Source organism: Bdellovibrio bacteriovorus HD100, assembly GCF_000196175.1.
Lineage (GTDB): Bacteria > Bdellovibrionota > Bdellovibrionia > Bdellovibrionales > Bdellovibrionaceae > Bdellovibrio > Bdellovibrio bacteriovorus.
The window spans coordinates 3,569,671-3,594,643 of sequence record NC_005363.1 but is presented as its reverse complement, the minus strand read 5'-3'; the positions used below and the strand labels follow the sequence as shown (position 1 = coordinate 3,594,643).

25 protein-coding genes and 1 other RNA gene are annotated in these 24,973 nt (G+C 44.3%); 20 read left to right on the top strand and 6 right to left on the bottom strand.

Annotated elements, in window-relative coordinates:
- The first annotated feature begins 10 nt into the window (after nucleotides 1–10).
- On the top strand, nucleotides 11–457 hold the full coding sequence (locus tag BD_RS16995; protein WP_011166026.1) for a DoxX family protein: 447 nt from the start codon (nucleotides 11–13) through the stop codon (nucleotides 455–457).
- Nucleotides 454–1,032, top strand: coding sequence for an NAD(P)H-dependent oxidoreductase (locus BD_RS16990; protein ID WP_011166025.1), 579 nt, complete (start codon nucleotides 454–456; stop codon nucleotides 1,030–1,032). Before BD_RS16995 ends, BD_RS16990 begins: the two co-directional genes overlap by 4 nt.
- A 15-nt stretch (nucleotides 1,033–1,047) precedes the next feature.
- On the opposite strand, the gene BD_RS16985 is transcribed toward BD_RS16990, so the two are convergent.
- Together BD_RS16985 and BD_RS16980 are read right to left on the bottom strand one after the other, a co-directional pair.
- Entirely contained in the window at nucleotides 1,048–1,350 is a 303-nt protein-coding gene (locus BD_RS16985; RefSeq protein WP_011166024.1) for a hypothetical protein, read from the bottom strand.
- Between the two features lie 424 nt (nucleotides 1,351–1,774).
- Nucleotides 1,775–2,647 carry a LysR family transcriptional regulator gene (locus BD_RS16980; RefSeq protein ID WP_011166023.1) on the bottom strand — a complete coding sequence of 291 codons (873 nt, stop codon included), beginning with the start codon at nucleotides 2,645–2,647 and terminating at the stop codon, nucleotides 1,775–1,777.
- Nucleotides 2,648–2,733: 86 nt separating this feature from the next.
- Between BD_RS16980 and BD_RS16975 the strand changes: the two genes are divergently transcribed.
- The 5 genes from BD_RS16975 (at nucleotide 2,734) to BD_RS16955 (ending at nucleotide 6,336) form a co-directional block, all read left to right on the top strand.
- Nucleotides 2,734–3,228, top strand: a complete 495-nt coding sequence (locus tag BD_RS16975) for a hypothetical protein (RefSeq protein WP_011166022.1) — start codon at nucleotides 2,734–2,736, stop codon at nucleotides 3,226–3,228.
- Nucleotides 3,229–3,399: 171 nt separating this feature from the next.
- Complete coding sequence (locus BD_RS16970; protein ID WP_011166021.1) at nucleotides 3,400–4,215, top strand: extracellular medium-chain-length polyhydroxyalkanoate depolymerase; 816 nt, start codon at nucleotides 3,400–3,402, stop codon at nucleotides 4,213–4,215.
- Between the two features lie 218 nt (nucleotides 4,216–4,433).
- On the top strand, nucleotides 4,434–4,952 hold the full coding sequence (locus BD_RS16965) for a hypothetical protein (RefSeq protein ID WP_011166020.1): 519 nt from the start codon (nucleotides 4,434–4,436) through the stop codon (nucleotides 4,950–4,952).
- Between the two features lie 135 nt (nucleotides 4,953–5,087).
- Nucleotides 5,088–5,876, top strand: coding sequence for a hypothetical protein (locus tag BD_RS16960; protein ID WP_011166019.1), 789 nt, complete (start codon nucleotides 5,088–5,090; stop codon nucleotides 5,874–5,876).
- A 139-nt stretch (nucleotides 5,877–6,015) separates the two neighbouring features.
- Nucleotides 6,016–6,336, top strand: coding sequence for a hypothetical protein (locus tag BD_RS16955; protein WP_041583655.1), 321 nt, complete (start codon nucleotides 6,016–6,018; stop codon nucleotides 6,334–6,336).
- A gap of 23 nt (nucleotides 6,337–6,359) precedes the next feature.
- On the opposite strand, the gene BD_RS16950 is transcribed toward BD_RS16955, so the two are convergent.
- Nucleotides 6,360–7,334 carry a serine/threonine protein kinase gene (locus BD_RS16950; protein WP_011166017.1) on the bottom strand — a complete coding sequence of 325 codons (975 nt, stop codon included), beginning with the start codon at nucleotides 7,332–7,334 and terminating at the stop codon, nucleotides 6,360–6,362.
- A 90-nt stretch (nucleotides 7,335–7,424) separates the two neighbouring features.
- On the opposite strand from BD_RS16950, the gene BD_RS16945 reads away from it, so the two are divergent.
- Nucleotides 7,425–8,132 (top strand): YgjP family zinc-dependent metalloprotease, encoded by a 708-nt coding sequence (locus BD_RS16945; protein ID WP_041583789.1) that lies wholly within the window; start codon nucleotides 7,425–7,427, stop codon nucleotides 8,130–8,132.
- On the opposite strand, the gene BD_RS16940 is transcribed toward BD_RS16945, so the two are convergent.
- Nucleotides 8,133–8,825 carry a phosphatase PAP2 family protein gene (locus BD_RS16940; protein ID WP_011166015.1) on the bottom strand — a complete coding sequence of 231 codons (693 nt, stop codon included), beginning with the start codon at nucleotides 8,823–8,825 and terminating at the stop codon, nucleotides 8,133–8,135.
- Between the two features lie 138 nt (nucleotides 8,826–8,963).
- On the opposite strand from BD_RS16940, the gene BD_RS16935 reads away from it, so the two are divergent.
- The 12 genes from BD_RS16935 to BD_RS18510 all read left to right on the top strand — a co-directional run bounded on the left by BD_RS16935 (nucleotide 8,964) and on the right by BD_RS18510 (nucleotide 23,459).
- Nucleotides 8,964–10,322 (top strand): hypothetical protein, encoded by a 1,359-nt coding sequence (locus tag BD_RS16935; RefSeq protein WP_231839218.1) that lies wholly within the window; start codon nucleotides 8,964–8,966, stop codon nucleotides 10,320–10,322.
- A 167-nt stretch (nucleotides 10,323–10,489) separates the two neighbouring features.
- The gene (locus BD_RS16930) at nucleotides 10,490–11,386 is read left to right on the top strand and encodes a hypothetical protein (protein ID WP_041583654.1); all 897 of its coding nucleotides are present in this window, start codon (nucleotides 10,490–10,492) and stop codon (nucleotides 11,384–11,386) included.
- Nucleotides 11,387–11,544: 158 nt separating this feature from the next.
- Nucleotides 11,545–12,687, top strand: coding sequence for a DUF4423 domain-containing protein (locus BD_RS16925; protein WP_041583653.1), 1,143 nt, complete (start codon nucleotides 11,545–11,547; stop codon nucleotides 12,685–12,687).
- Between the two features lie 333 nt (nucleotides 12,688–13,020).
- Nucleotides 13,021–13,366, top strand: a transfer-messenger RNA (tmRNA) gene (gene ssrA, locus BD_RS18105).
- 304 nt (nucleotides 13,367–13,670) lie between these two features.
- Nucleotides 13,671–13,853 carry a helix-turn-helix domain-containing protein gene (locus BD_RS16920; protein WP_231839217.1) on the top strand — a complete coding sequence of 61 codons (183 nt, stop codon included), beginning with the start codon at nucleotides 13,671–13,673 and terminating at the stop codon, nucleotides 13,851–13,853.
- On the top strand, nucleotides 13,846–14,940 hold the full coding sequence (locus tag BD_RS16915; RefSeq protein ID WP_041583651.1) for an SIR2 family NAD-dependent protein deacylase: 1,095 nt from the start codon (nucleotides 13,846–13,848) through the stop codon (nucleotides 14,938–14,940). Before BD_RS16920 ends, BD_RS16915 begins: the two co-directional genes overlap by 8 nt.
- Entirely contained in the window at nucleotides 14,937–16,694 is a 1,758-nt protein-coding gene (locus BD_RS16910; RefSeq protein ID WP_011166009.1) for a type I restriction-modification system subunit M, read from the top strand. The genes BD_RS16915 and BD_RS16910 overlap by 4 nt, the downstream gene beginning before the upstream one ends.
- A complete protein-coding gene (locus BD_RS16905) occupies nucleotides 16,687–17,940 on the top strand; it encodes a restriction endonuclease subunit S (RefSeq protein WP_011166008.1) in 1,254 nt (417 codons plus the stop codon). The genes BD_RS16910 and BD_RS16905 overlap by 8 nt, the downstream gene beginning before the upstream one ends.
- A 14-nt stretch (nucleotides 17,941–17,954) precedes the next feature.
- Nucleotides 17,955–21,182 (top strand): type I restriction endonuclease subunit R, encoded by a 3,228-nt coding sequence (locus BD_RS16900; protein ID WP_011166007.1) that lies wholly within the window; start codon nucleotides 17,955–17,957, stop codon nucleotides 21,180–21,182.
- The gene (locus BD_RS18005; RefSeq protein WP_050792936.1) at nucleotides 21,182–21,889 is read left to right on the top strand and encodes a M48 family metallopeptidase; all 708 of its coding nucleotides are present in this window, start codon (nucleotides 21,182–21,184) and stop codon (nucleotides 21,887–21,889) included. Before BD_RS16900 ends, BD_RS18005 begins: the two co-directional genes overlap by 1 nt.
- Nucleotides 21,864–22,853, top strand: a complete 990-nt coding sequence (locus tag BD_RS16890) for a hypothetical protein (protein WP_011166006.1) — start codon at nucleotides 21,864–21,866, stop codon at nucleotides 22,851–22,853. Before BD_RS18005 ends, BD_RS16890 begins: the two co-directional genes overlap by 26 nt.
- Before the next feature lie 360 nt (nucleotides 22,854–23,213).
- Nucleotides 23,214–23,459 (top strand): GIY-YIG nuclease family protein, encoded by a 246-nt coding sequence (locus tag BD_RS18510; protein ID WP_197534998.1) that lies wholly within the window; start codon nucleotides 23,214–23,216, stop codon nucleotides 23,457–23,459.
- Here BD_RS18510 and BD_RS16885 read toward each other — a convergent pair.
- Together BD_RS16885 and BD_RS16880 are read right to left on the bottom strand one after the other, a co-directional pair.
- Complete coding sequence (locus BD_RS16885; protein ID WP_050792935.1) at nucleotides 23,377–23,787, bottom strand: cyclophilin-like fold protein; 411 nt, start codon at nucleotides 23,785–23,787, stop codon at nucleotides 23,377–23,379. The genes BD_RS18510 and BD_RS16885 overlap by 83 nt on opposite strands.
- Nucleotides 23,772–24,965 carry an MFS transporter gene (locus BD_RS16880; protein ID WP_011166004.1) on the bottom strand — a complete coding sequence of 398 codons (1,194 nt, stop codon included), beginning with the start codon at nucleotides 24,963–24,965 and terminating at the stop codon, nucleotides 23,772–23,774. Before BD_RS16880 ends, BD_RS16885 begins: the two co-directional genes overlap by 16 nt.
- Between the last annotated feature and the right edge of the window lie 8 nt (nucleotides 24,966–24,973).

Below are 24,973 nucleotides of genomic sequence, written 5' to 3'. Positions count from 1 at the left end.
CATTGTAAACATGAAGAAGCTCAATGCCTTTTATCGAATGTTGGTCGTTTTTTCCCTGTTAGCACTGGCGGCCAAAGCCGGCGGGCTGCTGGCCACCTGGAATGAGGTCCCATTGTGGATCATGATTCAGGTCTTTTTCTTTGCCGGGGTTAGCCACTTTACGCCGCTTCGCCATGAGTTTGTGAAAATGATTCCGGCCGTGTTTCCGGCAAAAATGCTTTTGGTCTATGTGACCGGAGCGCTGGAAATTCTGGGGGCTATTGATCTGGCAGATCCTGTCACACGCCGTTTTGCTGCCAAAGCTCTGATCGTATTTCTGATTCTGGTGTTCCCGGCCAACTATTACGCCGCCAAGCATGACATCCGTTTCCGGGGAGCCAAGCCTTTGTCGGTTTTGCAGCGAGGGTTGGTTCAGATCGCATTCATTGTGGCTTTGTATATCGGAGGTGTTGCATGAAAAAGATTTTGATCCTGAATGGCCACCCCAATGAGGCTGCCCTTTGTGGATCTTTAGCACAGAAATATTTTGATGGCGCAAAGGAATCAGGCTTTGACGTGAAGCTTGTGCATCTGTCGCGTTTGCAGTTTGATCCGATCCTGCATAAGGGCTATTTGCAGATTCAGGAGCTAGAGCCAGATCTTGTGCAAATTCAAAAAGACATCCTGTGGTCTGAGCACATCGCGATCGTTTATCCCATCTGGTGGGGAACAGTGCCGGCTTTGTTAAAAGGCTTTCTGGATCGGGTGCTACTGCCGGGTTTTGCTTTTAAATACCACAAGAACAATCCGTTCTGGGATCGTCTATTAAAAGGCCGCACCGGCAGGCTGATCATCACGACGGATGCACCGTGGTGGTGGAACAAATTTGTGAACTGGAATCCGGCGATTCATATGATGAAAACCACTGTTTTGGAATTCTGTGGCGTGAAACCGGTGAAGGTCACACAGTTTGATGAAGTGAAAAACAGAAAGGCCCCACAGATTGAGGCCTTCCTGCAAAAAACTTACGAATTGGGAAAGAAGGGGATTTAAGCCCCCTTCCACCGATTACCTTTGCAGACTGAAAGGGTTTTGTAAGCGGGTTTCCAACAGCATGATTTCTGTCTCCAAAGTCTCGAAAGACTTTTCAGGATTTGAATAGCGCACTAGTTTCGGTCCATTGATCGTCCAAGACGCCAATGCAAGCATCATCCTTGTGGATTTGTACGCGAGGTACAGAAGGAAGCTTGTTACTTGACCGGCCTTTTTCACGCTTTCAACAGAAACATCAGCTGAGGTTTCGACGAGACTCATAAAGTATCGTTCGTTTTGGAATTCCCATTCTTTCTTTTTACGCATTAGAGCGTTCATAGCTTCCTCCTCAGGATTAATGATGCTTGCAAAGCGCGGTGGCAAAAGGCCGTTTTGACCGTGCGGATGCAAGAGTTGAAATTTCAGACCATCAGACGAATCGCCCCATGCGAAGGCGCCTGTAGGACTGAAAAAAATTGTTTTGGGTTAAGATCTGAGAATCAGACGCAGCAAAGCGTTTTAATTCTTAGAATGGCAGTTCAATTGTCGTGGGATTGAATCTGAGTACCTATGATTGGATATCAGAGGCCATCCCGATGACTGCGGATCCGTGGTGATTGGATTTATTAATGTTCATCAATTTCATTGATGGCCTCCTTTCAATAGAGTGATTTCAAATATCCGCGAAGATGCTGAAAAAGTAAACTAAATTTTTTGAAATCATTGAGCAGAGTCAGTTCCAAGTTGGAACTTAAATGCGGAATTACGTTTTCTTTGTCAGAGATTCGACAAGTTGTTTGAAATACGGCGGCATTTCTGTGCGTGGATACCATGCAAGCGCCACGGAATAATCCAGATGCAAATCACTCGCAAGAAGACAAAGACTGCCATCTTTTATATAAGGCCGCGCGAATTCTTCGGTCAGAGTGGAATACCCCAGTCCCTGTTGCAGCATGTAGGTCAGCGCATCGATGTTGTTGGCATAGTTACGCAATTTCTGCGCTTTTCCGGCAAGTTTGTACTTCTTTAACAGATCCAGTGTCACCGTATCTTGAGGATCAAAATCAATGATGGGCTCGTTGGCTAAAATATCATCGAGCGTTCTTTTCTTCCACGCCGAAGTTCCCACCAGAACATATCGTTCCGGCGCGAGCGTTTTGGAATCCAGTTCCAGCCCCACTTGATTTGCGGGCAAAGCCCCAATCTGGGCAAAGCCGGTTTTTAGTTTTCCTAAAACACTGTCGGTGTCGGTGATATCAAAGCGCACACGCAGCTTCGGATTCTTTTTCATCACCAAGCTGGCTTTAGGGATGATCCGCGAACGCATCAGCGTGGAAGTTCCACTGATACAGACTTCAAAGAAGCTGGATTCTTTTTTGCCGGAAATTTTAGACAGGGTGTCCCCTTCGAGATCGCGGGCCACCTGGACATAGCGCAGAAGGGATTCCCCTTCCTGGGTCAGACGCATGCCTTTACGGGAGCGGGTGAACAGCGTCACACCCAGTTGCTTTTCCAAGCTCCGGATTCGTTGGGTCACCCCTGTCTGGGTGAGATTTACCATTTTAGCAGCTTCCAGGACCGTGCCCTTTTGGACGACGGCCCAGAAAGCTTCAAGGGAAGGGCTCAGTAAACTCATTTAAAATCATAGTAAAATGAAATATATGAATTATACAAATACTTTGTTTGAAAATAATTTCGCCTCCAACAACGTAGGAGGTTGTCATGAAATTAAAGTCTTTGATGGTTCTTTCAGGTTTGATTCTTTCCACGACAGCGGCGCAGGCAGATTGTTTCCTGGATCGCGCCAGCAGCTATCAGTGTTACTTCCCGAAGCAGATCACCTGCACGAAAGAAGCGGACCCGGCCACTGGCAGCAACCTGCAGCAGTTGTTTGTAACTTTCGATGATCAAGGAAAAGTGGCTTACGATCTTTCAACGTGGATTGCCGGGAAATGCCCAAGCCGTAATTGTGGCAGCGAGGTTCAATACACGAAGGAAGGTTCCAGCGACGAGCCAGGAAAGACCGGCAGCGTGAACAACTACAACAATCAACAGCTGGTTTTGAATGTTGCCAACAGCAATGGCCTTGAGTTCCTGATGATCTTGGAACAAAAAACGCCACAGGCTTTGCAGTCCTTTTTCCCAATGACTTTGAAGACTTTGCAGGTTCAAGGCGCAGAACTGGCCGGAAAAGGCACAAAGTGGTCGTGCCACTAGTTTGCTGACCGGATTATCCCACGACAAAGTGGTATTTCGGGGCTTCCGAGTCGCGGTTTAAAGGGTCTTTTTGACAAAAGACTTGGAAAACCGTCAACTGATTCAGGGGACAAACTAAGGCCGATGCCTTTATAGTGGCCTCGGGTTTTAGTTTGGACAAAGGAGTCCCGGATGAAAAAACTTTTAGCAGGTGTCTTTGGTGTTGTGGCGATGAGTCTGTCGGCTCAAGCGGCTAAGAAGGCGTCGAACTGTGAAGTCACGGGACTTGTGGATCGTATGACCTGCCCTTACTTGGAAAAGCTGGTGTCCGGTCCGCACCTGACTCGTCATGTGAAATACTCCCTGCCCAAGGGAAAAACGCCGAAAGCGGGATGGCCCACGGTCATTCTGTATCAGGGCAGTCTTTTCCCGGTGGAGTTTTCCCGCAGCAGTCTGATGATTGCTGGGGGTTATAACGAAATCCGTCTGATCCAGACACTGCTTGATTCCGGCTTTGCGGTGATTGCTCCGCCGGCGATTGAAGGTGTGGCATGGATGACGAATATCGTGGGCATTGATTATGACACTTCTGAAGACTTCTATTTCGTGGAAGAGCTATTAGTAGCCATGGGGAATGGGGAATTCGGGAAGTTGAACATGGATCGTCTGTATGCCACAGGGATCTCCAGCGGTGGATATCATTCCAGCCGTATGGCGGTGGCCTTCCCGGGGGTGTTTAAAGCCTTGGCCGTTCACTCGGCATCTTATGCTGATTGCGGTGGACCGATGTGTTTTGTTCCGGCGCAGGTGCCGGAAAATCATCCACCAACAATCTTCCTGCACGGCCGATTGGATCCGGTGGTTCCAGTGCGCACGATGTATCCGTATCACGAGACTCTGAAAAATCAGGGTGTTGAAACCGAAATGTTCGTCAGCCCTTGGGCTCGTCACGAATGGCTGGAAGAAGCTCCCGAGCTGATCACCAACTGGTTCATCAACCATAAATAGTTGAAATAGATATCATTCAATTAACAAAAGCCAGGCGTCACAACCTGGCTTTTGTCGTTTTTTTACTGATCAATCACAAGCAGATTGTCTTCATCTTGTGCCTTGTGGGTCTTGGTGGGTGTAAGGTTGCAGCTATCCCAGAAAAAGGACGACCGAACTTTTTCTTCAGTTCAACCTAGGCTTCCAAATTCAAACCAAACCAAGACGAGGAGGTCTTTATGAAAGTAAAAAATATTATTGCGGGCTTAGTATTCCTGGCGGCGAACTACGCGGTGGCGTATCCGATGGTGGGGGATAAAGTGGAATGGAAGGGCACGGTAGTTGGTACTGATGGCACTTCTACAGAGGTGTTGGGTTCTAAAGAAGTTCTTGAGCAGGATCCAACCACAATGAAGTGGCTGGTGAAATCCTGGTACAAAATGGGCAAGTGGGAAAAAATGGAAACGAAGTACGCTAAAAAAATGTGGACTCCGGAAAAGTGGACCACTGTCCAGACAAATTGCGTGGCAAGGGGAGGAATGCTTGAGGACGTGACCGTTCCAGCGGGCACCTTCAGCACTTGTAAGTTTACGAAGTCTGACGAGGACTTTGTAGGCCTTGGCAAGCATGATGATGACGATGATGGAACCATGACAATGTGGATGGGGGATGTTCCATTTGGCGTGGTGAAAGTCATGCACACAGGGGACAAAGGAACAAAAACGATCGAGTTGAATACCGTTACTTTGGGCCAGTAAGAGCCTGACTTTCAATTTCAAGAGCCGCTTTGTGCGGCTCTTGTTTTATAACAGCAAGGACATGATTTTAAAGGCCACCCGGGAAGAGTTCTCTAAACTAGAGTCAGCAACATCACTCTAACCGAGGAGCCAGTTATGAGAGACGAACTACAGACTGCTCGCCGCAATTTTCCACGGGCAGAATACCAACTTGTGAAAGACAGTTTCCCGGAAACCCTTCATCATCTTTCGCCGACAAGATTAAATGAACACATCGAACGCTGCCAAAAGCTGATTCAAAGCTATCGCGTGCGCCTGAGCGATAAAGAAAGCCTTCAGCACGCGTGGAGAGGACCGGACGAAAAGATCGGCAGTGCGCGATTGATTCGTTATCGCATGAATGAGCTGAATGCCTGTCTTAGAAAATTCCGCTCGCAACTGAAAAGATCCAAAAAATCCGCCGCAGGTCGTGGCAAGTCAGCTAAAGCCGCCATTTCTGCAAAACCCGTCAGAAAAGCTGTTTCCGCTAAACCAACCAGAAAGACGGCAAGTAAACGAATCAGTGCCCCTAAATCGGCTTCAGCCAAAAAAGCCAAGTCTTCTTCACTAACTCGTTCAGCGAAAGCCAAACGCACGATGAGTGCGAAGATGAAGTCCAAACCATCAATCCGCATGAAAAAAGCGGGAACATCCAAAATCATCAAAGCCAGTGGCGTTAGAAAAAGACCGGCATCAACAAACGGCAAACAACGTCGCGAGGCCACTATAGATGAGTTGAGCTTTGCACCCAAATCAGAGGAGCAGTTCTCAAGAGCCATGACTCAGCAGCCGAAAATGCGTCTGCCAAGAAAGAGCCTGAAAAAAGGCGGTCAGGCCCTGCATGGTCGTCAGGCCAGCGAAATCCTGCCTTCAAATTCCATCAATCCAGCTTTGCGCCGTCGTTGATTGTCGGCGCAATGAGCAAATGAAAGAGGCCCTATCCTGAATAAGATAGGGCTTTTTTTATGAGATGGAATTCCTATTGATTTCAGAGGAATTCTTGGTTGGAATACCCGCAAAGTGGGGGTTAGTTATGAGGAATTTCATGGTCATTATCTTTATGTTGGCGTTTAGTTGTTCAGGCTATTCTGAAGAAACGACCACCAAGGTTCCCGTGCCCGAAGGTTTTGGAACCATGGAAATGGAAGGGATGCCTGCTGAGCTATCAAAAAAAGCCAAATCCAAGGTTACTTTTTCTTCCAGTTGTATAGACATCACCGGGCGCACCATCAAGGAAGGTGAAGCCGGATATGAAACCTGTCTGAGTGATGTGAAGTTAAAATCCTTAAATAATAGCAAGGCCGACAATTCGAAATCACAAAATTCCGGCCCGCAAATGAATATGAACTTCAACGTTGGCGATTAGGAAGTCGACGCTGAGGCAGTAGCTTATCCGATTTTCCAGGCGATCTTTTCCAAGGCTTCAACTTCCTCGGCCCAATAAGTGTATTTATTGTACTCGGGGAACAGTCTTGGGAAGCTTGGATCGGTCCAGCGTTTGGCGATCCAGCCAGCGTACATGATGATGCGAAGCCCTCGCAGCATCGGAATCCATGACCACTGATGATCCGGGAATTCGCGCAGTTCTTCATAGCCTTGAATGATCTGCATGCGCTCGTCATCCAGACTGTCTTCGTCCCCGGATAGCAGCATCCAGAAATCCTGAATGACCGGGCCGTTGACGAAATCATCGAAATCCACCAGGAAGAACTCTTTGCCGTTGTTCAGCAGATTCCCCTTGTGGCAGTCGCCGTGGATGCGAATAAATTCAGACGTGTCGAAGCTGTCATCGATCGCATACAGAATATCTTCCGCCGCGATGTTGTAGCGATCGCGCAGTTCCGGGGTGATCCAGTCCTGCAAATGGTCCAAAGTTTCCCAGCCGCCATAGTAGCTTGTATCCAGCACCGGACGGTGCGGAGCAGGCTTTCTGGCGCCGACGTTATGAACCTGCGCCATCAGGCGGCCGACCTTATGCAGTTCTCCGGATAAAAATTCTTGCGGCATACGGCCCAGAACTTTCGGGAAAAAGGCGACGTACATGCCGTCGACTTCCTGCAAAGTCGAATCATGACCTTGTAAAAGGGGCGCTACTGCGGGGATGCCTTCAGCTTTCAATGAAAGAAGAAATTCATGCTCTTCCAGGATGGCTTCTTTGCTCCAGCGCTGGGGGCGATAGAACTTGGCGATGACGTTGTTGCTTTGAGCGTCCGGCGTACAAGGCTGTTCCAGCTTGATATCAAAAACGCGGTTTTCATAGGAATTCAGCTGCGTGAATTCGCCGGTAGGATAAAAGCCCGCGTGTTCGGCTGCCAGCAGCACTTTTTCGGGGTCCAGACTGTAAAAAGAAGAGCTTTTATCCATTATCAGATCTTGCCAGTTTTTAAGGCTTAAGTCATTCTCTGACTGATGAGCGGCAAAGAAACTTTTCTCTTCGCAAAATGGCCTGTAGAGGTGCATCGACGGAACTTTCGTCGCTCGGTTTCCATTTATCTTTATCCTAATAAACCCATCAAAGTGGTTGCGGCGAAAAGCACGCCTCAGAAGGTCATCGTTGATTTTCTGATGACGAAAAAAGACTGGATTGAAAAGAACTTTGAAAAGTTCCAGGAAATCGCCGAAAAGTTTCCGGATAAAAAGATCAAAGCCTATGAAAACTTCCCTTTCAAAGGCAAAGAACGAAAACTGAAAGTGGTCATCACCCTTCACAAAAAGACCTTTGTGTCGGTGACGGACGAACACCTGCTGCTTCACATTCCAAGAAACGACTGGAGTGCCAGTTCCCTGATTGAAGAGCATCCGACCGCCCTCAAAGAAATCCGCCACTTCTATAAACGCGAAGCCGTGGATTTCTTAAGTGAACGCGTGAAGTTCTGGGCCGGAGAAATGAACCTGCATCCGTCACAAGTCAAATTCCGCGAACAAAAGACCCGCTGGGGCAGTTGCTCTTCGCGTAAGGTGATCAACTTGAATTGGCGTCTGATTGTGTTTACCCAGGAAATCATCGACTATGTGATCGTGCATGAGCTGGCCCATTTGCAGCACATGAACCATTCCAGTCACTTCTGGGGCTTGGTCGAAAAGTACGTTGAAAACTATAAGGACATCGTCAAAACGATGAAGGAATCCCAGTATCTGGTGGAATTCCTTTCCGAGACTTAGCTAGTAAATGCCGTTGCTGGTTTTTTTGCGCATCAGTTGCAGGGCCAGCAAAGTGCCGACATAACCCACACAGGCACCAAAGATAATATCGCTGACAAAGTGGTCATGCACCACCACACGGGTCAGACAAATCAGCATCGCAAACGGAATCCAGAACCATTTAAAGCGCGGAAACGCCACACTCAGCATGGTTGCCACCGTGAAGATCACCTGCGAATGGCCGGAAGAAAACGAATGCCAGTGCCAGTGAGTCGTAAAATGATCAAAGACGTAGGGATCGAAATCCGGTGTCTTGTGTGGACGCTGACGGCCCACTGTGAACTTAATAATGTGCGTGATCACGCCAGCCACGAGCAAAGCCACAAAGAAATTCAGAGCCCAGCGGCGATAGTAGTCCACGCGGTCCAGATGTGTTTGCAGGAAGCTGAGACGCGGGCCGATCCATTTGCAGAAGATCCACACCAGCAAAGAACCCACGAAATAGTACTCGGACAAAGCGATGTCCGTCAGGATGCGGGCCGGGGCGCGGATCAGGCCTTTGACTTCTTGTTCAGCAAAATACAAAGAAGCTTGTTGATCCACGAAGACCAAGGCCAAACCAGCCAGGGCCAGGGCGATCAAGGTGACTTTAAGAATATGTCGAATCAGTTTTTTAGGGTCGCTCAGAAGCTCGCCGAATTGTTGTACAGGCATGTAATTCCTTCTAAAAGCCAGTCTAAAACCTATCTGTATTGAAATACAAGGCCTGATGAGGGGTGACGAAATCTGGCCCGAGCCTTGCTAAAGGTCCTTTCTGAATTGGTTTATAGAAAGAATACTTGGAGGTTTCTCATGTTACCAATGCTTCACAAGCATACAATCATTACGGCCGCTTTGCTGGCTTCTTTGTCTCTTACTGCGTGTGGTAAGAAAAAAGACGTATTCAGTGAGCCTAAAAAAGAGGCGACTCAAACTGACTCTAATAAGACAAGCGACACCAACGATAAATTGGGTGGCGGTCTTCCTGATCCTGCAGATCCTAATGCCGGCAAACCTCAACCACTTCCTGGTAAACAGCCGACAACTCCGACGCCTCCTCCTCCACCAAAAACTCCCGAGGCGCCTCAGACTTCCAATCCGACACCTCCGCCGGCTCCGGTTCCAACGACTCCGCCGCCAGTGGTGGGCACTCGTCCCGCTCCGGCTCCAGGCACGAATGTGATTCCTGGTGACTATAACGAGAAAGATCCCAACAGTCTTAATCGTGACAACCTGACAAAACGTATGACTGGTGGCGTGACTGAGGACGGTCTGGTTTATACTTCTTCTTCCACCGATGAGCTTTTGAACTATCTAAGAGCTCGTAACGAAAAAGTGGGCTATGAAACTCGTCGTTTGAACAACGAAGCGGCGGCTTCTGTTCAGTCTGCGAAAATGTCTGTGGATGGTTTGTCTGGTGATGTGATCATCACTTTGAAAATCAAAGAGGGCAATGACGTTAAGGTATACAACGTCGCAGGTTCTTCCGGCGAAGGTGCAGCAACACCTGTAAGATCGGTGCGCGCTGGTAACGGCGAACGTTCCACAGGCGCTCGCGCTTTGGAAGGCACTGTGAAATGTGTGGACCTGGATGGCGGTTGCGAAACGACTTTTGCTCGCTTGAAAATCGGCTCCAGCCCCACTTCTGCGATCATCAATATCGTGTTCAGAAATTCTTCTGCTGACTTGTTCTTCAAACTTCCAGGCAACTACTCTGACAACCCAGAGTATCTGGTTCTGCGTGAGTTCATGAGAAACACTTACTTGAATGAAAACACTCAAGATAAAGTGAAGTCTGTGAAAATGTCCTCTTTCGAAGTTGTAAACGGCCGTTCCGGTTTCACAGTTATGATGAAAGGTGGCAACAGCGAGTTGTTGGCTTTCGCCGGTCCGTTGCTGGCTCCTGAGGCGGGTACGGGTGTGAACATTCCTCTTTCCCGTATCGCGAAAGATCAGGAAGACACTTTGGATTTGATCTCTTTGAACAACACCAAACTGACTTATGCTAACTGGATCGGTGAGGCTCGCCTTGTCGCCAACAACGGTTTGGGTCAGGTTCGTTTGGCTTTGAAAATGAGAAAACGCGCCACTTATGCTCAAGATCAGTTCGCGATCACGTTCATGCGTAAGATCAAACCTATCGTTGATCTTACTGATGACAACTTGAAATAGTCCCTAAAAGAACCCTTTCGAGGGTGGTTAATGTGTTGAGGGTCACTGATACTCCAAGGTCAGTGGCCCTTTTTTCGTTTTTCAGGGTCATTTTGGCCTCCAAAGGGTTGGTACGCAGGTTGCTTTAAGGGTCGGTGGGGGAACTTTCTAACCACTTGGGGGACATAATGACTCTAAAAAACAGCCTTTTAATTTCGTTTGCCGCTATTACTTTATTCGCCGCTGCTGCTGAAGCCTATATCGTGCCGGGTGGTTCTCGTCCGGGCCCAGCTCCCATTCCAGATGTCGGCCCTGGCTTCCCAGGTGATTTCGGACCGGGCGGTGATTTTGGACCAGCTCCGGGTTATCCGGGGGATGACTTCGGTAATGGCGGTGGTTATGGCCGTCAGGAACGTAAAGTCATCTATTTGAACCGTCGTGTGAACAACGAAACCTTGCACCTTCGCCAGTTGGCGGGGATCGGTGAAAACTATCGTGGTTATGTTGTTGAGTCCGTGGAAGCGGAATTCCGCAGCAGCGGTTACAACACGGAAGTCATTTTGCTGACCGATGGCCGTCGCGAGGAAAGTGTTTATTCTCCTCAAGGTTCTGTTTTGCTTCGCCCGCAGTATCGTGCGGTTTTGGGTGAAGACATCCGCACTTTACAACTAGAAATCCGTGGCAATGCCCAGCTTGAATCCGTCACTGTAAACTTGCGTGAGCAGGATTCATACAATCCTCCAGGTCGTCCTGAGCGCACAATCGACGTGCCGTTGTATGTGAACCGTCGTTTGTACGGGAATGACCGTTTGGATCTGGGCATGTACCTGGATATGAACCGCTACCGTGGTTACAGAATCCAGGCGATCGAAATCGATGCGAATGCTGTCTATAATGTGGCGCTGATGGATCTTTTGATCAACGGCTTCAACCAGGGTCAAACCATCCAAGTGGATCGTTACGGTCGTCGCCAGACTGTGTACCCGCAAAATGCTGTGATCGGTCAGAGCGCTTCCAGCATCGTGCTTTACACTCGCGGGGACTTGGATGTTCGCGGGGTGACTTTGAAGTTGTCCCGTCGCTAATCACTGAACGTTTTAAAACTTAGACTCTAGCATTGGGGCTCCATCAGGGGTCCCTTTTTTTATGCCTTGCAATAAGTTAAGGATCTTTGCGCCAAATCCGCTTGTTTTGAGGATTCAAATCAGGTGAACTAGTTTGAGTGCAAAGGAGAACCATTTCTATGCAAAACCGCCAGCCAGAGTTTAGCAAAGGCAAAGAAATTTCAATGGGTTCGCTAGTTCCGCCCGTATTATCTGATTACATGAACTATCGCCAGTTCTTGGCGGACTTCTATCTGTTTAAACGTAAGGCTTCCAAAGGCTCTTTGCGTGCATACACGTATGCCGTGTTTTCTGCCGCTGCGAATATCAAATCCCCGAATTACTTGAAAATGATCATCGAAGGAAAAAGAAATCTTTCCGACGACATGATCGGCAAGTTCGGTAAAGCCCTGGGCTTTATGAAAGATCAGACGGAAGAATTCCGTTTGTTGGTTCAATTCACGCAAGCGATGGATCCGGCTGAACGCAACATGTACCTCAAGAAATTGAGCGAACACCGTGTGGCGGGGAAACTGAAATCCGGCGAAATCGATCGCAAGACCTGGGAAAAAGTTCCGAACTGGGTGGCGTGGATCATTTACGCCATGATCGATCAAGACGGTGTGTCTTTCGATACAGCGACGCTGAAAAAGCTTCTGCGTGGCAAGGCTTCTGAAGATGAAATCGACAATGCGCTGACCACTTTGATCACTTCCGGCGATCTTCGTCGTGACGAAGTGACCGGTGAACTGAAAAAAGCCCGCAGCCTGACTGAATCCCCGGAAGAAATCCCGGTGGCTTTGGTTCGCAAGCTGCAATCCCAACTGATGTACCTGGGCCTTGAATCCCTGTACCAGGATCAGCCGACCGAGCGTGAGTTCGGTACGTTGACTCTTTCTTTGACCAAGTCCGAATTTGAAGAGATCAAATTCAAACTGCGCCAGATGAGAAAAGCCCTGCACAAGGACAACTCAATCGCACGCATGAAGGACAAGGGCGAAAGAGTTTACCAGTTGAACATCCAACTGTTCCCGGTGACCAACGCGGTGGAATCTGCAGTGAAAGCACCAGCGATGAAGTCGGCTTTGGACATCCAGGTTGAAACTCCGATCGTGGAGACGACCCCTGTGGAGGCTCCGGTGATGATGGCTGAGGCAGCCCCGGTGGTTCCTCAAGCAGCGGCTCCGGCTGCCCCTGTCAGCGCTAAAGAACAGAAGAATGAACGCTCCAATGTGAGCTCTCTTGCCGCAACTGCAGCGTCCGCTGCCGACCTTTTCCGTTAATTCTGCACAATCTAAGGGCTGTCATTGAACGTGACAGCCCCTCGGATAAATTTAAGATTCTTAAATTTTGGTGTCAGTTTTGCCCCATTTTTCAGCCAACAATGTGGATAACTCTGTGGAATAGCCCCATAAATGGTGGATATCTCAACCGTTTGGCGTAAATTGTCCCTTGCTAACGTTAGGATCTGGTTAGGATGACACCACCCAAGCAAGACAAAAGTCCTGCGTCACGAAAAATTTAATCGTTGAAAACAGGGGTGCAAATGGGAAGGATAACCGGTTTTCATTTGCCCGAAACTAAGGGACAATGAAGACGATGTGTTCACACACTATGGGGGCGTACTGGCTTCGACGTGGGTGCTGAAGCATAAGGAGCATACCGGGGCGGATGAGGACCTCGTTAAAAACGTCCACTTTGTAATTGGCAACGATTACGCACTTGCAGCTTAATTAAGCAGCACGATCAACCTTGTGGTGGTTCCGCACTTGGATTGATCGTCATTTAGGGACCTCGGCGTGTTGGGTTTTCTCCAGCAGACATGCTTAAATTTACTGGGGGAGAGGTCTTAGGGATTTTGTCTGTGGAAGCCCGAGGACCAATCTAAAACACTGACTAAGTATGTAGCGCCTTATCGTGGATCATTTGCGGACGGGGGTTCAATTCCCCCCGCCTCCACCAAATTTCGAATATAGAACTGCCCCTTGTGGGCTTTTTCTATTTTTTTAATATAAACAGATACATACGAAGAAGAAGCTTGATCTAGGTATTTGATAGACATTAGCGGAAATTACCCGAAATTTCTCGAATTGCATGCATTTGTAGTTTTATATGAACTACAAGTTTCTCAGTAACTACATTTCTATTTTGATTCTAAATTAGATTTAAACTTACCGATATAAGTCTTGGTATTTTATAGTCATTGTTTGTCATGGGCTACAACTTAAGGTCATAATTAAACACAATTTAAATTTGGAGAGGTTTAGTGGAACAACCTGAAAAATGGCTTTCAGTGGTCGAAATTGCTGCCCATTTAGGTATTTCAAAAGAGACAGTTTATCGCTGGCTTGAGAGAGGAAAAATCCCTGCTCATAAAGTTGGGAAGCAGTGGAAGTTTAAAGTTAGCGAAGTGGATGCCTGGGTCAAAAATGGAGGGGCTAGTGAGTAGCGATGAATTTAATGAACAGATAGCACTAGAAAAATTTGAGCATTTAGCAACTCAACTTAAATCACATCTGTATGATCGCCACGCAGATTTTAATTCGCAGTTTGATGAAACTTATATTACTGAATATGGCGAAATTAACATTGCTGGGAATAAAGTTAAGCCGAGTCAGATCCTTTTCTACTTCTATAATGACGAATACAAACAACAGATGAAGATGTCGTTAGAAGAAAGGTTCAATGAAATACTATCATTGGAAACTAACGAAGATCGAATAAACGACCTAATACAATTAGTAAAAAATAAACGAGTTGTCCCCTTCGTCGGAGCTGGTTTGACTGTTAGTTGTGGAATGCCGACATGGACTTCATTTCTAAATGATCAAGCAACAGAAAATGAATTAGATCTAGAAATGTTCAAAAGTCTTATAAGTAAAGGGCACTATGAGAACTGTGCAGATTTGCTACTAGAACAGATGACTGGACCTCGTTTTAACGAACGATACAAACATTCTTTCACACTGAGACAGTCTGTGGTTGGTCCAATTAAATATTTACCAACAATATTCACTAATGGAGTAATAACGACAAATTTTGATGAAGTGTTGGAAAAAACTTACGCATTAAAATCAAGGCCGTTGGATGCAATAACTGACGACTGGATGACTCATGTTAAAAAAGGCAACAATTTTATCTATAAGATCCATGGCACAATTGAAGGGACTGCTAATCGAGTTCTCACAAAGAATGAGTACGACTCAAAATATGGCGAAAATGGTTCTGTAAATCTTGAAAGAGTTTTGCCAAAATTTTTGAGAGCCTGTACTGAGTCATTTAGTTTGATGTTTGTGGGATGCAGCCTAACTTCTGACCGTACTTTTCAAACACTAAAAAAAATTAATTCAGATTTTGGTATGACTACGACACATTTTGCTATTCTTCAGAAGCCAGAAGATAGAGCAAAAAGAAATCAACGCGAAAAAGAGCTTGTCGAGGCCAATATTTTCCCCATTTGGTTTGAAGCTGAAAGATACGAACAAGTTGAACTAATTTTAAATTATATAAAATTGAAATTTGAAGGAATTTTATGAGCAAAGTTACACAAGACGAAATAAATAAAATCCTATGGGATGCCTGTGACACTTTTAGAGGCGTTGTCGATGCGGGTGAATATAAGAACTATATCTTAACAATGCTTTTCATTAAATACCTCTCAGATACTTATGAAGAAAAATATGAAGAGTATGAGAAACAATTTGGCGGAAATGAGTCCCGAATAAAGCGAGCTTTGGAAAAAGAAAACTTCGTATTGCCAGTTGGATGTCACTTCAAAGATATCTATGCGCAAAAGGAAGAAAAGAACATTGGTGAGATAATCGATATTGCATTAGAGAAGATAGAAAAAGCGAATAAAGAAAAACTTGAGAATGTATTTAGAAATGTAAGTTTTAATTCAGAAGCGAATCTTGGGAAAACTAAAGACAGAAACGCAAGATTAAAGCATCTATTGGATGACTTTAACAATCAAAAGCTGAACATGAGGAAGTCAAATATTGGCGATCTTGATGTGATTGGTAATGCCTATGAGTATTTGATTGCTAACTTTGCGGCAGGTGCTGGGAAAAAAGCTGGCGAATTCTATACTCCATCAGAAGTATCTCAGCTTTTAGCAAAGCTCGTTGCGCCACAGAAGGGAAATAGAATCTATGATCCGACCTGTGGCTCAGGTTCACTATTAATTAGATGCGCAGAGCAGTTGACCAAAAAAGGTGAAAATGATTTTCAAATCTATGGCCAGGAAATTACTGGAGCTACCTGGGCCTTAGCAAAAATGAATATGTTTCTCCATGGATTTGACCGATCAGTGATAGAAAACGGCGACACTATTAGAAGTCCGCTTCATCTTGAAGATGATACAATAATGAAGTTCGATATCGTTGTCGCAAATCCTCCATTTAGTCTTGAAAAATGGGGTATTGAAGAAGCTAAAAATGATCCTTATGATAGATTTTCTTATGGCATACCACCGCAAAGCTACGGTGAACTTGCATTCGTTCAACACATGATCGCTTCATTAAATGAAAATGGTAAGGCCGCAGTTGTATTGCCACACGGCGTACTCTTCAGAGGTTCATCTGAGCAAAAAATTAGAGAAGGTATAATTAAAGGCACTGATGTACTAAAGGGTGATCTTTTGGAGGCTGTAATTGGTTTACCTACTAACCTATTTTTTGGAACAGGTATTCCTGCTGCGATTATGGTTTTAAATAAGAACAAACCCGTAGAGCGGAAAGGAAAAGTTCTATTTATAAATGCAGATCTTGAATTCCAAGAGGGTAAGAATCAAAATAAGCTTAGAGTTAGTGACATTGATCACATAGTTAAAAATTTCAAAGAATTTAAGACAGAGAATTTATATCGACACGAAGAGAAGCATTTTTCCCGTGTAGTTGACGTTCGGGATATTGAGGACAATGAGTTTAATCTCAATATCCGTCGATATGCTGATACATCTCCACCGCCTGAAATATTTGATGTGAAGGCAATACTTCATGGTGGAATACCCAGGCGTGAAATCGAAGATGGTTATATCCAAGACATCATCGATGGGTTTGATATTTCAATTATATTTGATGAAAGAGATAGAGATTATTACGTATTTAAAAAGGAAATAGATTCAAAAGAGAAGATTCGAGAATTAATGGGAGATGTCGACCAGTCCATTATCCTTCAATTTGAGAGGTGGTGGGACAAGTATTCAACGACTTTACGAGGTATTGAATCTCAAATCACTGAAGCAGAGAAGGAAATAAACTCCATTCTTAAGGTATTGAATTATGAGTAGTTTTCCTGCTGATTGGGATAAACACATCTTAGATGAGTTGTTAGAAGATAATTTTAATATTACCTATGGAGTGGTTCAACCTGGGGATGAAGCACCAAATGGCGTTAAATTTATTAGAGGGGGAGATTTTCCAAAAGGAAAAATCGAAGAAAATAAATTAAGGACCATATCTAAAGATATCTCCGAGTCCTATAAGAGAACAGTTTTGAATGGTGGTGAGCTATTAGTCGCTTTAGTTGGTTACCCTGGGACAGTTGCAGTCGTTCCGAGGTCATTAAGAGGAGCGAACATTGCAAGACAAACCGCTCTGATCCGCCTTGCTCCAAAATATTTAAATACATATGTGAAATATTTTTTAGAGTCTGATTTCGGGCAGGGAGAAATTTTGCGTGGAAGTTTAGGTTCTGCTCAGCAAGTTATAAACTTGAAAGATTTGAAGCTGGTTCAAGTCTATACACCAAAGATTGATGAGCAAAAGAAAATTGCAGAATTTCTCACATCAGTAGATAAAGTCATTGAGCTGACCGAAATTGAAATCGAAAAACTCCAAAATCTTAAAAAAGGGATGATGCAAGATCTTTTATCAAAAGGGATTGGTCATTCAACAACTATTGAAAGCGCAGTGGGTCCAGTTCCAAAATCGTGGTCGATCGAAGTATTATCAGATTTAGTTCTAAAGGGTCGAAAAATTACTTATGGAATTGTACAACCAGGCTCATACGATGAAAGAGGTGTTTTGCTTGTCAGAGGTCAGGACTATATAAGCGGTTGGGCAGAAGCAGGCGAAGTTTTTAAGGTTTCTGTTGAAATTGAAAAAAAATTTGAACGGGCAAGATTGAATGTTGGTGATGTTGTTATTTGTATAGCAGGTGCGGGAGTTGGGGCAGTGAACGTAGTACCAATGCGATTTAACGGCGCAAATATTACCCAGACAACTGCAAGGGTTTCTTGTGATGAAAAAAAGATTTTGGGTAAGTACTTGTACTATTACCTACAAGAGGGCACAGGCCTAAAGCAAATCCAAAAGTATATCAAAGGTTCTGCACAGCCTGGGCTTAATTTGAATGACGTTGAAAAATTTCTTATCAAGGTGCCACCATTAGCTGAACAGTCGTCTATAGTTAAAGCTTTAGATTCAGTGGAATTGAAAGTAGAAAATACAAAGGTCTTATTGGCGAAATATCAGAGTCTAAAAAAAGCCCTCATGCAAGACCTTCTCACTGGAAGAGTTCGAGTAAAAGTATAAACATGGAGTAAGAAATGGATTCAGTACTATTCAAGGAACGAATAGCTTCACAAATACCAGCTGTAAAACTACTGATCAACTCAGGGTATGAATATCTTACTCCTAATGATTGCATTTTAGAGCGTGGTGATACTGATACTGTACTATTAAAGACGACGCTAAAGAAAGCGCTTTTGCGGATTAACTCATTCGAGCATGAGGGTAAGCGTCTTCCGATCCCTGAAAATCTAGTCGATGAGGCAATTAAAGAACTCACTGATTGGTCAAATACTAACCTGCGAACTGATAACAAAAATCTTTTCTACCATCTTCTAAATGGAAAGGGTTTGAGCTTTCTATTTAATGGGATCAAAAAGAGTGCTCATTTGCATTTCTTTGACTTCATAAATATCGAAAATAATATTTTACAAGTCACCGAAGAGTTTTCTGTTCAAAGAAATGGACGAAAACAACATTATATTCCCGACATTGTGATCCTCATAAATGGACTACCTCTGGCTGCAATCGAATGTAAGAAGCCAGGGTTGCCAGATGCGGTAAAAAAAGGAATCGAACAACAACTAAGAAATCAAAACAGAACTGGAATCACAAAGTTCTATTTGTTTCAGCAAATTCTCGGCTCAGTCGCTGGGAGCACGGGTGCCAAATATGGCACTATTGGAACGTCTGAAGAGTTCTGGGCCATTTGGAAAGAATCCAAATACGACTCAAAAGAAAGTCTTTTAAAAAAATTAGTGAATCAGGAGATTGATAGTAAAGTTAAAGATAAGATTTTTGAATTTAGAGCATACTCAGATAGAAGGGCAATGGAGGTCATTTGGGATAGCGGGTCTCGCGAAGTAACAATACAGGATCAATGTATTCACTTCGTCTTTCGGCCTGATCGCCTTCTTGACATTATTCAAAACTTTATTATTTTTGAAAACGACACAAAAATTGCTCCAAGACACCAGCAATATTTTGCAGTTAAAGAGAGTTTAAAAAGAGTCCAGACCATTAAAGAAGATGGGGCAAGAGATGGTGGTGTAATATGGCATACAACGGGCTCGGGCAAGTCGTATACCATGGTAATGCTGGCGAAGTCTTTGGCGGATGCAGTTGAATTTAAAAGCAAGAACGCAAAGATTATTGTGGTAACAGATCGAGTTGATCTTGACGAACAAATTACAGAGACTTTTGAGAAATGCGGAAAGGCTCCTGTTCAGGCGAAGTCTGGCGAACATCTATCAGAGTTAATCCAGTCGAGAGGATATAGTGTTTTAACTACAATCATTGATAAGTTTGAATCAGTAGCAAAATCTCATAAAGTTACTGATGAATCAGAAAATGTATTTGTACTTGTTGATGAGGGGCATCGATCTCAATTTGGAGAGACTCATGCTCTGATGAAAAATACATTTAAAAAAGCAGCATTTATTGCCTTCACTGGCACCCCCATTCGGAAAGTAAAAAAGGACGAGGCAGTAGCTAAGTCTACCGAGGTACAATTTGGTGAGTTTATACACAAATACACCATGGAGAATGCGCTCGAGGATGGTGCGGTTTGCCCAATTGTTTATGAAGGGCGGATGGGGGAACTTAATGGTAACAAAGATCAGTTGGACCGATGGTTCGATAGAGTGACTAAGGACCTAAATGAGGAGCAAAAAGCAGCTTTAAAGAAGCGCTTTAGCATGGAAGAGGAAATTCTAAAGGCCGACGATCGAATACGGGCGATTGCTCTTGATATTAAAAATCATTACCGAGAGAACTTTCGTCAGGAGGGGGAGCCAACGAAAGACTTCATGAAAGGTCAGCTTGCAACCAATACTAAAGGCGAAGCCCTAGCCTATAAGAGATATCTCGATGAATTTGGAATCAGAACATCATTGGTAATTTCACCGCCTGAAATGAGGGAGGGTTCTAAGTCAATCGAAGATGACGATAGGCCCGAGGTTGTAAAGTTCTGGGATGAGTGCATGAAAAGATATGGTAGTGCCAAGAAGTACCAAGACACCATTATCGATAATTTTAAGAAAGACGATGTGCCTGAAATTTTGATTGTTGTCGATAAACTACTTACAGGCTTTGATGCCCCGAGAAATGCTGTCCTTTATATCGATAAAAAACTAAAAGAGCACAATGTACTGCAGGCTATTGCAAGGGTTAATCGACTATATCCAAGAAAGTCCGAAGGCCTAGTAATTGATTATCGGGGCATCTTTGACGACATGACCCAGGCCATAGATTTCTATAGAAAAATGGAAGGCAATGACATTGACCTAGAGGATATCAAGGACACTCTATTTGATAAATCTGAAGAAGTTAAAAAGCTTGATCCCGCAATCAAATCTTTAAATGAGCATTTTTCTTCAATTTCTAATATGACAGATGACGAGGAGATAGGACGATATTTAGCAGATGAAAATCGTCGCAAAGACTTCTACGAAAAGTTTCGTCATTTCCATAATGTTTATAAGCTTGCTCTTGGATATGCAAAGTGGACTTACGAAACCCCTGAACAGAAGAAGAATGAGTATGCTCGAAAATATAAATTCTATGCAAATCTTAGAACAGTCATAAAAGAGAGATACCCAGACGGCATTAATTATGAGGATTACATTGCCGATATAAGACGGCTGGTTGATGTTAACTTGAAGGCTGATCCACCGAAGCTTATCGTCGAAAGATTTGATATTTTCAATAAAGAGAAATTTGAGGAAGAAACCAAAGCTAAATCAAAAGGAGCAAGGGCTGATATCATTAAAGGTATGGCTTCTAGTCACATTTCTGAAAGGTTTGATGAAGATCCAATTTTTTATAAAAATCTTTCTCAAGTAATTGAAGAGACCTATCTCAAGTATATCGACCGTAGAATTTCAGAGGCTGATTATTTGTCAATGATGGAAGACGTTGCTTCAAGATTAACAATAGATCTAGATTCAGACGTTCCTGCAGAAGTGTCTGGGCAACAAACTACCAAGGCATATTACCGAGTTGTAGAGACAATAAAAAATAAGATTCCCAAGCTCGAGCCAGACCAGATTACGAATTTAGCTCTCAAGATAGATGAGATAGTAAAGAAACATGCAGTTAAAGACTGGCATCTTGGAACAGATATTGAAAAGAAAATAATTGGCTCTATCGAGGTAGAGGTGTTTTACTACCTAGAAGATAATTTTGCAGTCCGATTTTCGGATGAAGAAATGCGAGAAGTTACGGATAACGTATTATTGATCGCTAAGAGATTGGACTATAGATAATGAATAGAATTGAGTTGGATAATAAGGAAATTATCTATCAATTGAAAAATTCCAAACGAAAGACACTTGGTCTGGAAATTGACCATTCAGGTTCACTCATAGTGACAGCGCCAGAATACATTCCCATTTCTAAGATCGAAGATGTTATTCGAGGAAAGAAAACATGGATATTAGAAAAGATCGCAGAAAAGAAAGCAAATTTTCTAATACAGCCATCTCGAAAGTTTGTGTCTGGTGAGTCTGTATATATTTTTGGTCGACAATATTTTCTTAAAGTAGAGTTTGGAGATCCTGAAGGCATTGTGCTCGCGCACAATAGGGTGGTCTTGACCGTGAAAGACGAGCAATATGCCGCACAATTTATGGCTGAATGGTTAGATCAGCAGCTAGAGAAGGCAATTCAAAGTATTTGGACTAAGTGTCTAGAGAGATTTGTGGCTATAACTGACACAACAGTTAAACCAAAATATAGAATACACCCAATGAAGAACAGATGGGGATCATGCACCGCAAGTGGATTGATCACCCTAAATTCTAAACTAATAAGCGCAAATATAGAATGTATTGAGTATGTGATTCTTCACGAGCTAACACACCTTGTCCACTTCGATCACAATGAAGATTTCCAGGACACATTAAAGGCCTTATGTCCCAATTATAAGCTCCTTAAAAAGAAATTAGATGAAAATACTGTTTTATTTGAATAGTAAAATTGAACTTGCAAAGCGTAAGTTAAAAGCTATACGCCTGATTCTAGATCATGAAAGTATTGATCTCTCAGCTGTTTTGAGCCCTGAAGATGAATTTCGGATTATCCTATCCGATGAGCTGAAAAAGATTTTAAGAGTGAAAAGCAAAGAAGATGAAGTTTTTCTAAGTTCAGCTGTTGATAAGGTGGCATGTCGTGCTTTCGGAAAAATTCCAAAAGAAAGAACAATAAGTGAAGTTATCGAGCCAATCTTTGGCGATAGAATGTGGGCGTATACTGTAATTGCTGGTTTAGCAGCTGTCTGGGAGCTTAAAGTGAAGCTCTTGGCAGCAAGGTATGATGTCGAGATTAAGGAGCCAATTGGTCGTAGGAACAGCAAGCAGAAGCGATCAAAAATGACTGTATACCGAGATTTAGGTCCAATAATTGATGATTTTCAAATGAAAACAAAAAGGTGTTTCAACTTAAATTTAGGTGTGACTGCCGAAATTCGAAGTGCACTGGTACACGGTAATTTTGATCAACTTCGAATATTGATGAATAACTGCTCTCCCAAGATCAAAAAAAGCCACAAAGGCAATGTGATTGTAATGAACCTGTTTAATCCACAAAGAAAAATGCAAAATTTAAGTGAAGGTATGGATGAAACCGAAAAAGAGTCACAGGATATTTTTGGTTGGTTTATCGAGGGAACTAACTCTGAATTACTCCAAGATGTCTGGGAGCATCTAGATAAATCAATTCAAAAAATAACTCTAGCAATTGATTTCAAAGCCATTTCATTTGATCAGAGACGAGACGTTTTTTTGAGAGTGATGGCTGGCCAAAAGCTATCAAAAGCTGACTTTGAACTTTACGATCATTATTTTCAGTCAATGCCTTCGCAATTCGGTAAGGAGGCCAAAAAATACTTTCAATTACTTAATGGTATTTTTAAAAAGAAAATATATGAAGAGAGCTAAGCTGGACTAGTTTAGAAAAGCGTTTACAGGACTAGACCATTCCTGTGGAAGAATTGAGTCAAGGACTCTCTCGGTTAAGAATTTTATTACCACATAAAACATCTTAACTTAGGATTACCTTTTAATGAACAATGTAGTACTTTGTAGTTAATCACGGAGACGGTGTAAGTAAAATCAATAAGTTAGATGAGCTTCACCGCCTCCACCATCCTTCGCCCTCCGGGCTACGGCTTGGCGGGCCTATGGCTTTTAAGTTAGCAGTGTAGAATCGTGGAACGCACGCGAAGGATGTCACGCCGAAGCTTTAGCGTAGGCGGACCGTCTCTCCAAATTTTAATGGACCTGACGTAAGCACAAAACATGCAAGCGACAGCGAGCATGTACGTCTATTCAATTAAAAGCATAAATCATCCAAAGTTCTATATCGGCATCACCGCAGATCCAAAACAACGCCTCGCCGACCACAATAACGGGAAATCCCCGCCTATACCTTGGAAGCAACATTGTGGGTTTTGGAAACCTCTTATTCTAAAGCCTCTATCTTCACTTCAAAAGATCCACCCACATGGAAGAACTGTTTTCCGGATTCAAACTGTCCTAGAATAAGCAAGTCGGCAGTTGCGGAAGCTTCTTCTTTATAGAAAACGGCAATATTTCCCCAAGGGGCGTAGTAGGCAAAGTCACCTTCCGAGTTCTGCTTGCTCTTGCCGGATAGCTTTCGCGGCGGATATGCGATCTTTTCTTTTGATGCGAAATCCTTAAATGTCAAAGTCAGTGGTAACTGCGCTGCGAATTCCCTCGCAGCCTGAGTGTTATAAAGAACTGCGATGGCACTGTTCTTTCCAATAGTGAATCGGATTCTTTTCATACTTTCTGCCTTTGCTATGCTTCCGGTAAGAATAACGACGATAACGAAAATCAATGACCTTGCCATTGCTCCCCCTTTGCGCCTCTTATTTGCTCCAGGGCGCTACCAATAAAAAGAAAAACCACCAAGGCAGATAGCCCCCAAGAAAGACCGCTCATCCAAAAAACTCCTTTGGATCCGATACTGTCAAATGCGACACCGCCAAGCATGGCGCCAACCGCGGCTGACAGCTGAACAGATGCGACATAAAGACCACCGGCAGTTTCTGTGCTTTCTGGTGCGGTGTTAGCAGTCCATGTGGACCATGCTACAGGAATGGGTGCGAAGGCGGCACCGAAAATGATAAGAAGCAGAACGGTCGGTACGACTTGGGACCCGAATGCAATAAGCCCCAACGATGAAGCTGCAAGAACGAGTGGCGCGAAAGTCAGACCATAGCGAAGGCTTCTTGTAATAAGCCGACCGGCGATAAGGGTTCCTAAAAAGAAAGCCAAATCAAAGATCAGAAACGACAAAGAAACCCCTGATGACTTTAGCATGGTGATTTGTTCCAGGAAGGGTTTCATGTAAGTCAGTGAAGCAAAGCGGCCACCGAAGGCAAGATTGATAGCAACTAGACCCACAAGCATATTGGGGATTTTTAAAACATCCCAAGTGGTGCGCAGTTTGACTTCGCCTGTCGGTGATAGGGATGGCAAAGCCACGTATTGCCAAATAAATGCGACAGCCCCCATAAGGGCGGCTAAAGTAAAAACGTTCCTCCAGCCGATGAAATCTCCAAGAAAGCTTCCTAGGGGCGCGGCAAGCAGGGCGGCAAAAGAGGCTCCGCCAAATATAATGGAAAGGGCTTTGGGAACGGACTCAGCAGGGACAAGTCGAATAGCGATGGCGGTGGACATAGACCAGAATCCTCCTAGAGCGATTCCCAAAAAGGCTCTCCCGGCAAGAAGTACCGGCAGATTTGGTGCGGCGGCCACGACCAGACTGGAAATAGCCATGCAGCTCGATAGCCATAGCAGAACGGTTCGGCGATTGTATTTGCGGGTCAAGTAGGCAACCAATAAACTTGCGATAACGGCAAAGATCGACGTTGCGGTGACAGCTTGTCCGGCGGCCCCTTCAGAAATTCTTAAGTCGCTTGCCAAAGATGTCAAAAGACCTGCTGGAAGGAATTCGGCGATCATAAGCCCTGACACTCCAAGCGTCAGGGCCCAGATGCCGCTCCATGAAGAAGCGGCTTTCATTTTTACCT

Bases quoted from the DNA above. Each gene is read 5' to 3' on its own strand.
- BD_RS16995 (WP_011166026.1), top strand. From the start codon at position 11: ATGAAGAAGCTCAATGCCTTTTATCGAATGTTGGTCGTTTTTTCCCTG.
- BD_RS16990 (WP_011166025.1), top strand. From the start codon at position 454: ATGAAAAAGATTTTGATCCTGAATGGCCACCCCAATGAGGCTGCCCTT.
- BD_RS16985 (WP_011166024.1), bottom strand. From the start codon at position 1,350: ATGAACGCTCTAATGCGTAAAAAGAAAGAATGGGAATTCCAAAACGAA.
- BD_RS16980 (WP_011166023.1), bottom strand. From the start codon at position 2,647: ATGAGTTTACTGAGCCCTTCCCTTGAAGCTTTCTGGGCCGTCGTCCAA.
- BD_RS16975 (WP_011166022.1), top strand. From the start codon at position 2,734: ATGAAATTAAAGTCTTTGATGGTTCTTTCAGGTTTGATTCTTTCCACG.
- BD_RS16970 (WP_011166021.1), top strand. From the start codon at position 3,400: ATGAAAAAACTTTTAGCAGGTGTCTTTGGTGTTGTGGCGATGAGTCTG.
- BD_RS16965 (WP_011166020.1), top strand. From the start codon at position 4,434: ATGAAAGTAAAAAATATTATTGCGGGCTTAGTATTCCTGGCGGCGAAC.
- BD_RS16960 (WP_011166019.1), top strand. From the start codon at position 5,088: ATGAGAGACGAACTACAGACTGCTCGCCGCAATTTTCCACGGGCAGAA.
- BD_RS16955 (WP_041583655.1), top strand. From the start codon at position 6,016: ATGGTCATTATCTTTATGTTGGCGTTTAGTTGTTCAGGCTATTCTGAA.
- BD_RS16950 (WP_011166017.1), bottom strand. From the start codon at position 7,334: ATGGATAAAAGCTCTTCTTTTTACAGTCTGGACCCCGAAAAAGTGCTG.
- BD_RS16940 (WP_011166015.1), bottom strand. From the start codon at position 8,825: ATGCCTGTACAACAATTCGGCGAGCTTCTGAGCGACCCTAAAAAACTG.
- BD_RS16935 (WP_231839218.1), top strand. From the start codon at position 8,964: ATGTTACCAATGCTTCACAAGCATACAATCATTACGGCCGCTTTGCTG.
- BD_RS16930 (WP_041583654.1), top strand. From the start codon at position 10,490: ATGACTCTAAAAAACAGCCTTTTAATTTCGTTTGCCGCTATTACTTTA.
- BD_RS16925 (WP_041583653.1), top strand. From the start codon at position 11,545: ATGCAAAACCGCCAGCCAGAGTTTAGCAAAGGCAAAGAAATTTCAATG.
- BD_RS16910 (WP_011166009.1), top strand. From the start codon at position 14,937: ATGAGCAAAGTTACACAAGACGAAATAAATAAAATCCTATGGGATGCC.
- BD_RS16905 (WP_011166008.1), top strand. From the start codon at position 16,687: ATGAGTAGTTTTCCTGCTGATTGGGATAAACACATCTTAGATGAGTTG.
- BD_RS16900 (WP_011166007.1), top strand. From the start codon at position 17,955: ATGGATTCAGTACTATTCAAGGAACGAATAGCTTCACAAATACCAGCT.
- BD_RS18005 (WP_050792936.1), top strand. From the start codon at position 21,182: ATGAATAGAATTGAGTTGGATAATAAGGAAATTATCTATCAATTGAAA.
- BD_RS16890 (WP_011166006.1), top strand. From the start codon at position 21,864: ATGAAAATACTGTTTTATTTGAATAGTAAAATTGAACTTGCAAAGCGT.
- BD_RS18510 (WP_197534998.1), top strand. From the start codon at position 23,214: ATGCAAGCGACAGCGAGCATGTACGTCTATTCAATTAAAAGCATAAAT.
- BD_RS16885 (WP_050792935.1), bottom strand. From the start codon at position 23,787: ATGGCAAGGTCATTGATTTTCGTTATCGTCGTTATTCTTACCGGAAGC.
- BD_RS16880 (WP_011166004.1), bottom strand. From the start codon at position 24,965: ATGAAAGCCGCTTCTTCATGGAGCGGCATCTGGGCCCTGACGCTTGGA.